Source organism: Streptomyces sp. NPDC031445 (assembly GCF_055581365.1).
The window spans coordinates 225,534-238,357 of record NZ_JBVIJO010000008.1 but is presented as its reverse complement, the minus strand read 5'-3'; the positions used below and the strand labels follow the sequence as shown (position 1 = coordinate 238,357).

The window sequence follows — 12,824 nt, the reverse complement described above, 5'->3', positions numbered from 1 at the left end:
CGGGCGGCGCCCGCGCCACCCGGGGTGATCACTCCCGCTCGCACACGAAGATCGCCGTGCCCGGGATCAGGTTCCCGCGCAGCGGCGACCAGCTGCCCCACTCCGAGGTGTTCCAGGCCGGCCACTCCGGCTCCACCAGGTCCACCAGCCGGAACCCGCAGGCCACGATGTCCCGCACCCGGTCGCCGAGCGTGCGGTGGTGCTCCACGTAGACCGCGCGGCCCTCGTCGTCCTGCTCCACGTACGGCGTGCGGTCGAAGTAGGACGAGGAGACCGACAGGCCCTCCGGGCCCGGCTCGTCCGGGAACGCCCAGCGGACCGGATGCGTCACCGAGAACACGAACCGGCCGCCCGGCCGCAGCACCCGGGCCACCTCGCCCAGCACCAGCCGGGGGTCGGCCACGAACGGCAGCGCCCCGTACGCGGAGCACGCGAGGTCGAAGGAGCCGTCCGCGAAGGGCAGCGCGCCGGCGTCGGCGCAGACCAGCGGGAACGATCCGCCGATCCGCAGCGCGTGCTGCAACTGGCGGTGCGACAGGTCCAGGGCCACCGGACGCGCCCCCTGGGCGGCCAGCCAGCGCGCGCACTGCGCCGCGCCGGCGCCGATCTCCAGGACCGCCTTGCCCTTCAGCTCCTCCGACGGGCCGAGCAGCTCGGCCTCCACCTCGTCCAGGCCCTCCGGGCCCCACACGAAGCGGTCGTCGCCGAGGAAGGTGCCGTGTTCGGTCTGGTACTCGTCGGCGTTGCGGTCCCACCAGCCCCGGTTGGCCCGCGCGCTCTCCGTGACGTCCGCCTCACGCCGCGTGGCCTCGGGTTCGAACCCGTCTGGCCCCTCCGGTCCGTGCGCTTCCGGCTCTTGGATGATCGGCTCCCTCGTCGTACTCTTCCGTCCAGCCCGCCGGGGGTCCGTGCGAGGTGGTTTCCCCTGCCCGCGTGGCCTGTCGGGACGTTTCTTCTGCCGGAAATGCGGCGATCTGCCTCGGGTGTGCGCCTTCGCGCATTGACCATGTCCGGCTGCCCCCGTATGCTACAAGTTGCGCTGCGGGCCTGCGCACCTCAGACGTAGCAGGCTGCGCTCGCATCTGTTGTATGTCCCCTCGGTTGTCGAGGCGCCACCGGGCACCCGGTGCTCAAAGTGGCGCTTCCTAGGCTGTCCGGCTTCTGCAGAGCGAAACGGGCTCCCGGCGTAAGCAGTACCTACGACTTCAATGTCCGTACCGGAGCCCTTTCCCACATGACGAGCAGCACCGAGACCACCGCCACCACCCCGCAGGTAGCGGTCAACGACATCGGTAACGAGGAAGCCTTCCTCGCAGCGATCGACGAGACGATCAAGTACTTCAACGACGGCGACATCGTCGACGGCGTCATCGTGAAGGTCGACCGGGACGAGGTCCTGCTCGACATCGGTTACAAGACCGAAGGTGTCATCCCGAGCCGCGAGCTCTCGATCAAGCACGACGTCGACCCGAACGAGGTCGTCGCCGTCGGCGACGAGATCGAGGCCCTGGTCCTCCAGAAGGAGGACAAGGAAGGCCGCCTGATCCTCTCGAAGAAGCGCGCCCAGTACGAGCGTGCCTGGGGCACCATCGAGAAGATCAAGGAAGAGGACGGCATCGTCACCGGTACCGTCATCGAGGTCGTCAAGGGTGGTCTCATCCTCGACATCGGCCTCCGTGGCTTCCTCCCGGCCTCCCTGGTCGAGATGCGCCGCGTCCGCGACCTCCAGCCGTACGTCGGCAAGGAGCTCGAGGCCAAGATCATCGAGCTGGACAAGAACCGCAACAACGTGGTCCTGTCCCGCCGTGCCTGGCTGGAGCAGACCCAGTCCGAGGTCCGCCAGACGTTCCTCACGACCCTCCAGAAGGGTCAGGTCCGCTCCGGTGTGGTCTCCTCGATCGTCAACTTCGGTGCCTTCGTGGACCTGGGTGGCGTCGACGGTCTGGTCCACGTCTCCGAGCTGTCCTGGAAGCACATCGACCACCCGTCCGAGGTCGTCGAGGTCGGCCAGGAGGTCACCGTCGAGGTCCTCGACGTCGACATGGACCGCGAGCGCGTCTCCCTGTCGCTGAAGGCGACCCAGGAAGACCCGTGGCAGCAGTTCGCCCGCACCCACCAGATCGGCCAGGTCGTGCCCGGCAAGGTCACGAAGCTGGTGCCGTTCGGTGCGTTCGTCCGCGTGGACGAGGGCATCGAGGGTCTGGTCCACATCTCCGAGCTGGCCGAGCGCCACGTGGAGATCCCGGAGCAGGTCGTCCAGGTCAACGACGAGATCTTCGTCAAGGTCATCGACATCGACCTCGAGCGCCGTCGCATCAGCCTCTCGCTGAAGCAGGCCAACGAGTCCTTCGGTGCCGACCCGACGGCGGTCGAGTTCGACCCGACCCTGTACGGCATGGCCGCGTCCTACGACGACCAGGGCAACTACATCTACCCCGAGGGCTTCGACCCGGAGACCAACGACTGGCTGCCGGGCTACGAGAAGCAGCGCGAGGAGTGGGAGCGCCAGTACGCCGAGGCGCAGTCCCGCTTCGAGCAGCACCAGCAGCAGGTCATCAAGTCCCGCGAGGCCGACGCCGCTGCCGCGGCCGAGGGTGGCGAGGCTGCGGCTCCGGCCGCGACCGGCGGTTCGTACTCCTCCGAGGGCGCGGACACCTCCGGTGCGCTGGCCTCGGACGAGGCGCTCGCCGCGCTGCGCGAGAAGCTGGCCGGTGGGCAGAGCTGAACGCTAGCCGCTGGGCTTAGCCGATAGCAGGCTGAGGGGCCGTACCTTCCGGGGTGCGGCCCCTCGGTGTGTCACGGGGTCACCGCGATGTTGGTCAGACCCCTGCCGCCCGTCACCGTGTTGCTGCTGTGGACCGTCGTCGTGCAGCCGGACCCGAAGTTGGTGACGTCGACCGCCAGGCGGGTCGTCCCGGTGGCGGCCGTCAGGTCCGACCGGTTGCCCTGGAAGATCGTGCCGCAGCCCCAGCCGGGCTGCTGGGTGTGGGTCTGGTAGCCGTCGTTGCTGGTCGCGGTGCCGGTGTTGTCCTGGACGAGGACGTCGTTGCCCTTCACGTCGACCCAGGAGTCGTCGTAGTTCGCGCCGGTCAGGCCGCCGCCGTCGAAGGTGTTGCCGATGATCCGGGCGCCGGTCGTGCCCTCCTTGATGTCGACGTTCTCGCCGCCCACGCCGGGACCGATCGTGTTGTCCAGGATCTGGATGCGGTCGCTCCTGTCCGACAGCGTGTTCGCGGTCCCGACGTAGACGCCCTCGCCCATGCCGCGGCCGTCGCCGCCCGTGTCGTAGATCCTGGAGTCCCTGATCACGCCGTCCGTGCTGGACGTGCGGAAGTGCACGCCCTCCATGTCCAGGCCGTGCACCGTGACGCCGTCGACCACGACCCCCCTGGCCGCGTCGATCACGATGCCCTTCTGGCCGCCGGTCACGGTGACGCCCTGGACGGTCCAGTAGGAGGCGCCGTTCAGGTGGAGGCCGTAGCCGCCGCCGGCGGTGAGCACGGCCCCGGGGGAGCCGGTGAGGGTGATGCGGGCCGACGCCGTGGCCGGTGTGGTCGCCTTGAAGTTCCCGGTGTACGTGCCGTCCGCCAGGCGGACCGTGTCGCCGGGGCCGGCGGCGCCGAGCGCGGCCTTCAGCTGGGCGGCGGTCGTCACCTCGATCGTGGTGGCGGCCGAGGCCGGGCCGGTGGCGGTCATGAGCAGGCCGCCGGCGGCGAGGGCGGCGGCGAACAGGGAGGTGAGCGGCGTGCGGATGCGCATGGAGTGCCCTCCTGTCGCGCCGTTCCCCCTAGGTGAACGGCGACCGGCCTGCCGGACTCGGCTGTCGCGAAGGTACGGACCAGGTGACGGACCGTCAAGGTGTCCCGCACCGGATCGCTGATCAGCGGCGTGTCGCGGGAATTCCGCTGTTCCGGGCCACGTTGTCCATGAGCGACACGAGGAGGAGCGGTCACAGTGCTTGATCCGCAGGGTTTGTACGCATGGGAGCCGAAGGGCCTCGCCGTGGTGGACATGGCGCTCGCCCAGGAGTCGGCCGGCCTTGTCATGCTCTACCACTTCGACGGATACATCGACGCGGGCGAGACCGGCGACCAGATCGTCGACCGGCTGCTCGACTCGATGCCCCACCAGGTCGTGGCCCGGTTCGACCACGACCGGCTCGTGGACTACCGCGCCCGCCGGCCCCTGCTGACCTTCAAGCGGGACCGCTGGACCGGCTACGAGACCCCGGCCATCGAGGTCCGCCTCGTCCAGGACACCACCGGCGCCCCGTTCCTGCTGCTGTCCGGCCCCGAGCCCGACGTGGAGTGGGAGCGGTTCGCGGCGGCCGTGCGGCAGATAGTGGAGCGGCTCGGCGTCCGCCTGTCGGTGAACTTCCACGGCATCCCCATGGGCGTTCCGCACACCCGCCCCGTGGGCCTGACCCCGCACGGCAACCGCACCGACCTCGTCCCCGGCCACCGCAGCCCCTTCGAGGAGGCGCAGGTCCCCGGCAGCGCCGAGGCGCTGCTCGAATACCGCCTCATGGAGGCCGGGCACGACGTCCTGGGCGTCGCCGCGCACGTTCCGCACTACATCGCCCGTTCGCCGTACCCGGACGCGGCCCTGACCGTCCTGGAGGCCATCACGGCGGCCACCGGCCTGGTCCTGCCCGGCGTCGCGCACGCGCTGCGCACCGACGCGCACCGCACGCAGACCGAGATCGACCGGCAGATCCAGGAGGGCGACGAGGAACTGACCGCGCTCGTCCAGGGCCTCGAGCACCAGTACGACGCCGCGGCGGGCGCCGAGACCAGGGGCAACATGCTCGCCGAGCCCGTGGAGATCCCGTCGGCCGACGAGATCGGGCGTGAGTTCGAGCGCTTCCTGGCGGAGCGCGAGGGCGACAACTGACCTCCGCCGGTCCCGCCGGCGGAGGCAGGGCCTAAGCTTCCGCTCATGCTGACAGTTGGCCTGACCGGCGGGATCGGCGCCGGCAAGAGCGAGGTGTCGCGGCTGCTCGTGCGGCACGGGGCCGTACTGATCGACGCGGACCGCATCGCGCGCGAGGTCGTCGAGCCCGGCACGCCCGGTCTCGCGGCCGTGGTCGACGCCTTCGGAACGGACGTCCTCGCCGCCGACGGCAGCCTCGACCGGCCCCGGCTCGGTTCCGTCGTCTTCGCCGACTCCGACAAGCTCGCCCTCCTCAACTCGATCGTGCACCCTCTGGTGGGCGCCCGCTCCGGCGAGCTGGAGAGAGCCGCCGCCGGGGACGCCGTGGTGGTCCACGACGTGCCGCTGCTGACCGAGAACGGCCTCGCCTCGCTCTACGACGTCGTGATCGTCGTGGACGCGAGCCCCGCGACCCAGCTCGACCGGCTGGTACGGCTGCGCGGGATGAGCGAGGAGGACGCACGCGCGCGCATGGCCGCGCAGGCGACCCGTGAGCAGCGCCGGGAGATCGCGGACATCGTGATCGACAACGACGTTCCCCTGGACGAGCTGGAGAGGCGCGTCGCCGAGGTGTGGGACGACCTCGCACGCCGGGCACGCCGGGCACGCCAGGCCGACGCGGCCCCGAAGGGCACGGAGGACGCCGACGGCGCGGACACTATGGGATAGAAGGTGCGAAACGACCGGCAGGGCATGCCGGTACGGAATAGCGGCCCGGCCCGGGGCGTTGAAGCGCGGGAGTGAGGGAAGGACTCTGCCGTGCCCGAGACCAGCGGTTCCACCGGACGTACTCCGGAAACGCATGTCATCGATTTCCGTGCCGCCGAGCAACTGCTCAACGCGCGGGACCCGCGGGGCGCGGTGAAGCTGCTCGACGGCGTCATCGCCGCGCACCCCGAGAACACCGCCGCCCGGCTGCTGCGCGCCCGCGCCTTCTTCGCGGCGGCGCAACTGCGTCCCGCCGAACTCGAGTTCACCATCGTGCTGGAGCGCGAGCCGGACAACGCGTACGCGCACTTCGCACTGGCCCGCACCTACGAACGCCAGGGCCGCCCCGACCAGGCCAAGCGCCACTTCCGGCTGGCGGCGGCGCTGGACCCCAACCCGCAGTACCTGAAGGCGGCACGCTTCGAGGAGTGACGGAGCGGCGTGACGGAGCGGCGGCGTGACGCGCCGGCGGTGACCGTCCGCGTCGGCCGGTCACGGGTGGCGGTGTCGCGACATCCCCCGGTACGGGTGGCGGTGTCCCGGCCGCTGCGGATACGGCGGGCCGTCCGGCGGCGGGTACGGGGGTACGTCCCGGCCCGGCTGGTAGTGCGGGCCCTGCCGGATGTGCCGGAGGATCACGGTCATGTCGACGGTGACCAGCAGCCACAGCACCCCGCAGGCCGCCGCCCAGCCCGGACGCCCGGCCAGGGCGAACGCCGCCGTGCCGAAGACCGCCCAGCCCAGACCCCACAGACTCAGCCAGAACCGCGCTCGCAGCGCACTGCGCGCGGTCGCCGGTTCACTGCCCGTACGCATCGGACCACCACTCCTCCTTTGCAACGTACTCTTCGACGACGACGCGCATCAACACTCGACGAGGCGACGGGAACCCCCGGTGAGGGGGCGTGCCGATGCCGCCCGTCGAGGCCGAAGGGGGACCGCCCGTGCTGCCGGACGCCGACGACCTGCCCGCACTGCTCCTCGACCTGGCCGTACCGCACGAGGACGTCAACGACCTGGTCGCCCAGTGGCGCGGGCTGACCGGTGATCCCGGCACGCTCCGGCTCCTGGCGCAATGCGTCGAGGAGCTCTTCCGGGAGCCGGAGGACACCGGCCGCACGCCCGACCTGCCCGGTCTGCTCGCCTCGGCCCCGGCCGGTCTGACGGACACCTTCGCCGTGCACGTCCTCCTCGCCGCGCTGCCCCGCACCCAGGCGTACCACCGGGCGCGCGGCATCCCGGCCGAGATCTCCCGGCGCACCCTGGCCGACCTCGGCCGTCACCTCGCCCTCCACCGCAGACGTCAGGGCAGGGCCGGGATGCAGTCACTGCGCTGGCTCGTCCGGCACTTCCGCGGCGAGCTGTACCAGCTCGGGCGGCTTCAGTTCGAGCGGGCGAGGCTCGAGGACCGCGACGCGCGGCTGACGGCGCCGGCCGGACTGGACGCGGCGCCCGGAACACCCTGTCTGAGCCTGCACATCCCCGACTTCCACGGCCCGCTGACCCCCTCCGCCTGCGACCGCTCCCTGGTGCTGGCCCGTGCGTTCTTCGCCCGGCACTTCCCCGAGGAGCGACCGGTGGCGGTGCTGTGCCACTCCTGGCTGCTGGACCCGCAGTTGCGGCGGTATCTGCCCGCCGGCTCCAACATCGTGCGCTTCCAGGAACGGTTCCGCATCGCCCGCGAGGAGAGTGAGCCGGCCGACGCCGAGCCCGTCCAGTTCGTCTTCGGAGACCCGGACCTGCCGGTGGCCACGCTGCCCCGCCGGACGTCCGTGGAGCGGGCGGTCGGGGACCACCTGCGGGCGGGCGGCCACTGGTACATCGGGCACGGATGGTTCCCGTTCCGGACTGAATAGCTCGAACGAGTGAAGTGGGGGAGGGTGGGAACGGGCGTGCGGGGGCGGGCCGTTGTCCCTGCATGACGATCGAGACGCGTGAGGGCTACGAGGGCACGGGACCGGGCGCGATCACCCCGGACGGCTGCGCGGTCGAGTTGTACGCGCGCCTGCCGGTGGGCGAGGAGCCGGACATCATCGCCGCGTCCGTGCCGGCCGGGGCGCACATCCTGGAACTCGGCAGCGGGGTGGGCCGGATGACCCATCCGCTGCTGGAGCGCGGCTTCACGGTGACGGCGGTGGACGAGTCGGCCGACATGCTGGCCCGGGTCCGCGGAGCGCGCACGGTACACAGCTCCATCGAGGACCTCGACCTGGGCGAGAGATTCGACGTGGTGATGCTCGCGTCGTTCCTGGTGCACAACGGCGACGAGGAGGTGCGCCGGGGCATCCTGAGCACCTGCGCCCGGCATGTGGCTGACGGCGGATGTGTGCTGATCCAGCGCGAGGGCGCGGACTACCACACCGACGTGCCCAGGGAGCGGGTCGACCCGAGCGGCTTCACCGTGCGGATCGCCTCCGTACGGCAGGCCGGCGAGGGGGTGAACTCGGTCCACGTGGAGTATGTGTTCCCGGACGCCGTCTGGACGCAGACGTTCCTGTCCAGACCCCTGACGAAGGAGCAGTTCGAGTCGGCGCTGGCGGAAGCGGGACTGGAGGTGGACAGGTATCTGACACCGGACGGGATATGGGTCCGGGCGGTGCCCTCAGCGTAGTCACCTCGGCCACCGCCCACGGGATCGTGCGTCCGGGACCGGCCGGCGAGCGTGCTCGACCGGTGAGGCGTCGGCCGATGAGTTCCGGAGCGCCGGCTGGTCTACCTCGGTGACAGCAATCGGGACCGCTTCACCGGGAGACCGCCATGTCCAGGACCACTGCCCCCGCCAGTTCCACGATGACGACGTCCACCGGGGCCTGCGCCGGCGGGCTCACCGGCCGGGCGCGCGGAGCCCGGGTCGCGCTGCGCGTGGTGCAGGTGCTGCTCGCGCTGTTCTACGGCATCGCGAGTGCCCTGCCCAAGCTCATCGCGCACCCCACGGCCGTCGAGTCCTTCGACAGGATCGGCTGGGGCAGCGGGGCCATGTACACCATCGGCGCACTCGAACTCGCGGGAGCCATCGCGCTGTTGGTCCCGGTGCTGCAGTCCGTGGCGGCGATCGCCCTCGGTGCGCTCATGGTGGGGGCGTTCACCGTCCAGGTCACCGTGTTCGACGGCCAGAACGCGGCGACGCCGCTGATCCTGATCGTTCCCCTCGCCCTGATCGCCTGGACCCGCCGGGCGCACACCAGGGAACTGCTGCGGCTGCTGGGCCGACGGTGACGCCGGAGCCGTGGGCCGGGCAAGGGCGCTTCGGCCGGCCCGGCAGCGGACGGCCGGCGCGAGCGCCGTCTCGTCGGCTCAGCGGCCGCGCGGTCGTCCTCCCGAGCCTGCGGAGCCCCCCGAGCCGCCGCGTCCGCCGGAAGCGCGCGGGCCACCGCGTCCGCCACGGCCACCGGTCCCGCCAGGTCCGCCGGACGTGCCGGGGCCGCCCGGATCCGTCAGACCGGGGAAGCCCGCCGGAATGCCCGGGCCGGTGACACCGCGGAGGCGTTCCAGTTCGCGGCGGTCCCGTTTGGTGGGGCGGCCGGTGCCGCGGTCGCGCAGGCCGGCGGGGGCGGTGGCCTCGCGGGGCGGAGGCGGAGGGGAGTTGTCGATGTAGCACTGGGCGGCCACGGGTGCGCCCACCCGCTTGCGGATCAGGCGCTTGACGATCACGATCCGTTCCCGGCCCTCGTGCCGCAGCCGCACCTCGTCGCCTACGTGCACGGAGTGGGCGGGCTTCACCCGCTCACCGTTCACGTGCACATGCCCACCCCGGCAGGCGGTGGCGCCGAGGGAACGGGTCTTGATCAGGCGGACGGCCCAGATCCAGCTGTCGATACGGACGGTTTCACCGCCGGCGGGCCCGGCGGCCTCGGCGGCGGCCACCGCGGCGGCGACCTTGGGATCGAGCGGCCGGCCGTCGGGGGCGGGGCCGGTCGCGTCCGGCTCGCCGGGTTCCCCGGCGGTCCCACGGTCCACGTTCTCGTCCGCGTCATCGGTAGCCATGCACCGACCTTAACGCCCCGGACCCGCGGACCCGGAAGCGTTTTCCCGGTGGCAGCGGGCCCTGGAGCCACCGCACCCGGAGCACCGGCGGAGCCCGGCCTCCACGAATGGCGCCCCGGCGCCGAGGGCGGCGGCGCACCGGGCGCCGGCCGTGTCGCGGGTCCCGCCGCACCCGGCCTCCCCGCGGCGGGCCGCCCGCGCCCGGGGCATACCGTGGCCGTATGGACGACAGCAGTGCCCTGGCCCGGCTCGACCGGCGGGTCGCGGACTGCCGGGCGTGCCCCCGGCTGGTCGAATGGCGTGAGGAGGTGGCCCGTACGAAGCGGGCCGCGTTCGCCGACTGGACGTACTGGGGGCGGCCGGTGCCCGGGTTCGGGCCGGCCGACGCGCGGCTGGCGATCATCGGGCTGGCCCCGGCCGCGCACGGCGGCAACCGCACCGGCCGCATGTTCACCGGGGACCGTTCGGGAGACGTGCTGTACCAGGCGCTGTACGACGTGGGGCTGGCCTCGCAGCCCACCTCGGTCAGCGCCGACGACGGGCTGGAGCTGTACGGCGTGCGGATCACGGCGCCCGTGCACTGCGCCCCGCCCGCCAACAAGCCGACCCCGGGGGAGCGCGACACCTGCCGTCCCTGGCTGGTCCAGGAGCTGACGCTGCTCCGGCCGACCCTACGGGCCGTGGTCGTGCTCGGCGCCTTCGGCTGGCAGGCCGCGCTGCCCGCGTTCGCGGCGGCGGGCTGGACCGTGCCCCGCCCCCGCCCGGCCTTCGCCCACGGCACCCGGGTCGCGCTCGGCGGCCTGGACCTCTTCGGCTGCTTCCACGTCAGCCAGCGCAACACCTTCACCGGCCGGCTCACCCCCGCCATGCTCCGTGACGTCCTGCGCACGGCGGCGCAGGCGGCCGGGCTGCCGTAGAGCTCGCGGAGGCGGCACCGGTCCGCCTCGGCGCGGCAACTGGCGTCGACTGGTGACGAGTTCGGGCCACTCCTCATTGCGCCGGCCGAGTCCGCCGAGGGCTGGCTGGACAGCCATCTGTCCGCCGCCGCCGTCCTCGACGCGGTGTCGGACGTACGACGGTCACACCTACGACGCGGTCGTGCCGGCCGGGTCCGGGGAGCACGGGCGGGAAGGCGCACCGGAGTCGGCGTTCCTGGCCGCCGCCGAACGGGCGCGGAGTCACTGGTGGGCCTGGGGCTGAGGACGAGCCGGGCGGAAGGCCACGCGCGGTCGCTGCTGAAGGGGAGGACGTGGGGCGGCCGGCGGGATGAGCCGCCCTCCGCACCCGCGGGAGGGGCGGGCGCCCGGCACCGCAGGTGACGGTCAGGGACGCCAGACGTACCGGACGTCCGGCTCCCGCTCCTCGTTGCCGCTGCCGTCCGTGTACTCGGCGGCGAGGAACCCGTGCCGCTCGTAGAAGCGGTGGGCGGGCGCGTTGACCTGGAAGGTCCACAGGCTGAGGCCCTGGGGACGGCGTTCCTTGGCGAGCGACACGAACCGGTCCCCGATGCCCCGCCCCCGCCACTCCGGGTCCAGGTACAGCTGGGACAGCGACTCCCCGTCCAGGACCATCAGGCCGACCACCCCGGCCCCGGCCGCCTCGGCCACCCAGGTCTCCCGGAGCGGCACCACGACGTTCCGGATGTGGTCCCGGACCTCGTCGTCGGTGTGCGGCCGGACGACCGTCGGCAGCGCGGCGTCGAAGGAGCGCAGATAGACGTCGGCGGCGGCGCGGGCGTCCGCCGCGACCGCGCGGCGCAGGACGACCGCGTCCGTCATCGGCCGTCTCCCGCCCGCTCCGGCACCACGGCGGTGGCCGTGATCTCCACGAGCTGACCGGTGTAGCCGAGACAGGCGACGCCGAGCAGGGTCGAGGAGTGCGGTCCCGCGCCCAGCCCCGAGGACTCCACCACCTCCCACACCGTGGACAGCACCGAGGGCTCGCCGCTCACGACGTACACGTCCGTCGACAGCACGTGCTCCAGGTCGCTGCCGACGGCACGGAGTTGCTCCCGGAGGTTGGCGATCACCTGCTCGGCCTGCCGTACCGGGTCGCCGGGGCCGACGATCTCTCCCCGCTCGTCCAGCGGCACGGCCCCGGCGAGGAACGCGAGCTTGGTGCCGGCCTCGACGACGGAGACGTGGGAGTAGGTGGGCGGCGGGAAGAGGGCGGGGGCGGTGACGCGCCGGATCACGGTGAGCGGCTCCTCGAACGGCAACGGTCGGCGGGCAACCCCCCGATGATCGGGCCTCACCGGGTCCGCCCGCATCCGAATTACGCGCTCGCCGTCACCCCGAACCACCCGGGCCACCTCACCGGCGCTCACGAATTCCGGCAGCGGACCGGGGCGCGGCTGCGCCAGGCTGAGGGCATGCCGCACTCCTCCGACGCCGACTTCCTCGCCGGCACCGCCGACCGCCTGGCCGCCCTGCCCACCGTACGGGCCGTGGCCCTCGGCGGTTCCCGCGCCCAGGGCACCCACCGCCCCGACAGCGACTGGGACCTGGCCGTCTACTACCAGGGCCCCTTCGACCCCGACGACCTCCGTGCCCTCGGCTGGCCGGGCGAGGTCTTCGAGATCGGCGGCTGGGGCGGCGGTGTCTTCAACGGCGGGGCCTGGCTGACCATCGACGGGCGCCGGGTCGACGTGCACTACCGGGACCTGGACGTCGTCGCACACGAGCTGGCCGAGGCGGAGCAGGGCCGGTTCCGGGTGGAGCCGCTGCTGTTCCACCTGGCCGGCATCCCTTCCTACCTGGTCGTCGCGGAACTGGCGCTGAACCAGATCCTGCGCGGCGACCTCCCGCGGCCGGCCGCCTACCCACCCGCACTCCGCCGCACCGCCTTCGACCACTGGTCCGGCGCCGCCCGCGCCACCCTCTCCTACGCCAGGACCCACCACGCCCCCCACGCCCGCCTCACCGAAACCGCCGGCGCCCTGGCCACGGCCGCCACCCAGTCCGCCCACGCCGTCCTCGCGGCCCGCGGCGAATGGGCGACCAACGAAAAACGCCTCCTGGAGCGGGCGGGGCTGCGGGCGGTCGACGCGGTCGTGGCCGCGCTGCGAGCCGAGCCCGGCGCCCTGGTCGATGCGGTGGCGGCGGCCGAGGACATCATCACCGGGACGTTGCGTTCATAAAGAAACACCGCCTCCGGCACCTTTCACCTGCCCGAAACGTGAGCGTGCCGTTCGCACGGGG

At 72.6% G+C, this 12,824-nt stretch carries 15 protein-coding genes and 1 pseudogene; 10 read left to right on the top strand and 6 right to left on the bottom strand.

Going from position 1 to position 12,824, the window contains the following annotated elements; genetic code table 11:
• Positions 1–28: 28 nt before the first annotated feature.
• Complete coding sequence (locus ACZ5DC_RS22465; RefSeq protein ID WP_468655531.1) at positions 29–865, bottom strand: class I SAM-dependent methyltransferase; 837 nt, start codon at positions 863–865, stop codon at positions 29–31.
• Between the two features lie 369 nt (positions 866–1,234).
• Between ACZ5DC_RS22465 and rpsA the strand changes: the two genes are divergently transcribed.
• Positions 1,235–2,725, top strand: coding sequence for a 30S ribosomal protein S1 (rpsA, locus tag ACZ5DC_RS22460; RefSeq protein WP_014672073.1), 1,491 nt, complete (start codon positions 1,235–1,237; stop codon positions 2,723–2,725).
• Between the two features lie 71 nt (positions 2,726–2,796).
• Here rpsA and ACZ5DC_RS22455 read toward each other — a convergent pair whose 3' ends face one another.
• Positions 2,797–3,759 (bottom strand): right-handed parallel beta-helix repeat-containing protein, encoded by a 963-nt coding sequence (locus ACZ5DC_RS22455; RefSeq protein WP_468655270.1) that lies wholly within the window; start codon positions 3,757–3,759, stop codon positions 2,797–2,799.
• 195 nt (positions 3,760–3,954) lie between these two features.
• Between ACZ5DC_RS22455 and ACZ5DC_RS22450 the strand changes: the two genes are divergently transcribed.
• The 3 genes from ACZ5DC_RS22450 (at position 3,955) to ACZ5DC_RS22440 (ending at position 6,072) form a co-directional block, all read left to right on the top strand.
• Positions 3,955–4,893 (top strand): PAC2 family protein, encoded by a 939-nt coding sequence (locus ACZ5DC_RS22450; protein ID WP_468655268.1) that lies wholly within the window; start codon positions 3,955–3,957, stop codon positions 4,891–4,893.
• A gap of 45 nt (positions 4,894–4,938) precedes the next feature.
• Complete coding sequence (gene coaE, locus ACZ5DC_RS22445) at positions 4,939–5,601, top strand: dephospho-CoA kinase (protein ID WP_468655266.1); 663 nt, start codon at positions 4,939–4,941, stop codon at positions 5,599–5,601.
• Positions 5,602–5,691: 90 nt separating this feature from the next.
• Positions 5,692–6,072: a tetratricopeptide repeat protein gene (locus ACZ5DC_RS22440; protein WP_014672069.1), complete on the top strand. Its 381-nt coding sequence runs from the start codon at positions 5,692–5,694 to the stop codon at positions 6,070–6,072.
• Positions 6,073–6,132: 60 nt separating this feature from the next.
• Here the strand turns inward: ACZ5DC_RS22440 and ACZ5DC_RS22435 are convergent, their stop codons facing one another.
• Complete coding sequence (locus ACZ5DC_RS22435; protein WP_468655264.1) at positions 6,133–6,456, bottom strand: DUF6343 family protein; 324 nt, start codon at positions 6,454–6,456, stop codon at positions 6,133–6,135.
• A gap of 128 nt (positions 6,457–6,584) precedes the next feature.
• On the opposite strand from ACZ5DC_RS22435, the gene ACZ5DC_RS22430 reads away from it, so the two are divergent.
• The 3 genes from ACZ5DC_RS22430 (at position 6,585) to ACZ5DC_RS22420 (ending at position 8,856) form a co-directional block, all read left to right on the top strand.
• A complete protein-coding gene (locus ACZ5DC_RS22430; RefSeq protein WP_468655529.1) occupies positions 6,585–7,496 on the top strand; it encodes an acyltransferase domain-containing protein in 912 nt (303 codons plus the stop codon).
• Positions 7,497–7,558: 62 nt separating this feature from the next.
• On the top strand, positions 7,559–8,251 hold the full coding sequence (locus ACZ5DC_RS22425) for a class I SAM-dependent methyltransferase (protein ID WP_468655262.1): 693 nt from the start codon (positions 7,559–7,561) through the stop codon (positions 8,249–8,251).
• Between the two features lie 146 nt (positions 8,252–8,397).
• The gene (locus tag ACZ5DC_RS22420) at positions 8,398–8,856 is read left to right on the top strand and encodes a DoxX family protein (protein ID WP_468655260.1); all 459 of its coding nucleotides are present in this window, start codon (positions 8,398–8,400) and stop codon (positions 8,854–8,856) included.
• A 78-nt stretch (positions 8,857–8,934) separates the two neighbouring features.
• Here ACZ5DC_RS22420 and ACZ5DC_RS22415 read toward each other — a convergent pair whose 3' ends face one another.
• Positions 8,935–9,624, bottom strand: a complete 690-nt coding sequence (locus ACZ5DC_RS22415; RefSeq protein ID WP_468655258.1) for an RNA-binding S4 domain-containing protein — start codon at positions 9,622–9,624, stop codon at positions 8,935–8,937.
• Positions 9,625–9,845: 221 nt separating this feature from the next.
• Here ACZ5DC_RS22415 and ACZ5DC_RS22410 point away from each other — a divergent pair, with 221 nt between their 5' ends.
• Both ACZ5DC_RS22410 and ACZ5DC_RS22405 read left to right on the top strand, forming a co-directional pair.
• Complete coding sequence (locus ACZ5DC_RS22410; RefSeq protein ID WP_468655256.1) at positions 9,846–10,541, top strand: uracil-DNA glycosylase; 696 nt, start codon at positions 9,846–9,848, stop codon at positions 10,539–10,541.
• Between the two features lie 87 nt (positions 10,542–10,628).
• A pseudogene (locus ACZ5DC_RS22405) lies at positions 10,629–10,767 on the top strand (aspartate/glutamate racemase family protein); the annotation flags it as partial.
• 179 nt (positions 10,768–10,946) lie between these two features.
• On the opposite strand, the gene ACZ5DC_RS22400 reads toward ACZ5DC_RS22405, so the two are convergent.
• Entirely contained in the window at positions 10,947–11,402 is a 456-nt protein-coding gene (locus tag ACZ5DC_RS22400) for a GNAT family N-acetyltransferase (RefSeq protein ID WP_468655254.1), read from the bottom strand.
• Complete coding sequence (locus tag ACZ5DC_RS22395; RefSeq protein ID WP_468655252.1) at positions 11,399–11,818, bottom strand: RidA family protein; 420 nt, start codon at positions 11,816–11,818, stop codon at positions 11,399–11,401. Before ACZ5DC_RS22395 ends, ACZ5DC_RS22400 begins: the two co-directional genes overlap by 4 nt.
• A gap of 177 nt (positions 11,819–11,995) precedes the next feature.
• On the opposite strand from ACZ5DC_RS22395, the gene ACZ5DC_RS22390 reads away from it, so the two are divergent.
• The gene (locus ACZ5DC_RS22390; RefSeq protein WP_468655250.1) at positions 11,996–12,763 is read left to right on the top strand and encodes a nucleotidyltransferase domain-containing protein; all 768 of its coding nucleotides are present in this window, start codon (positions 11,996–11,998) and stop codon (positions 12,761–12,763) included.
• Positions 12,764–12,824: the final 61 nt, after the last annotated feature.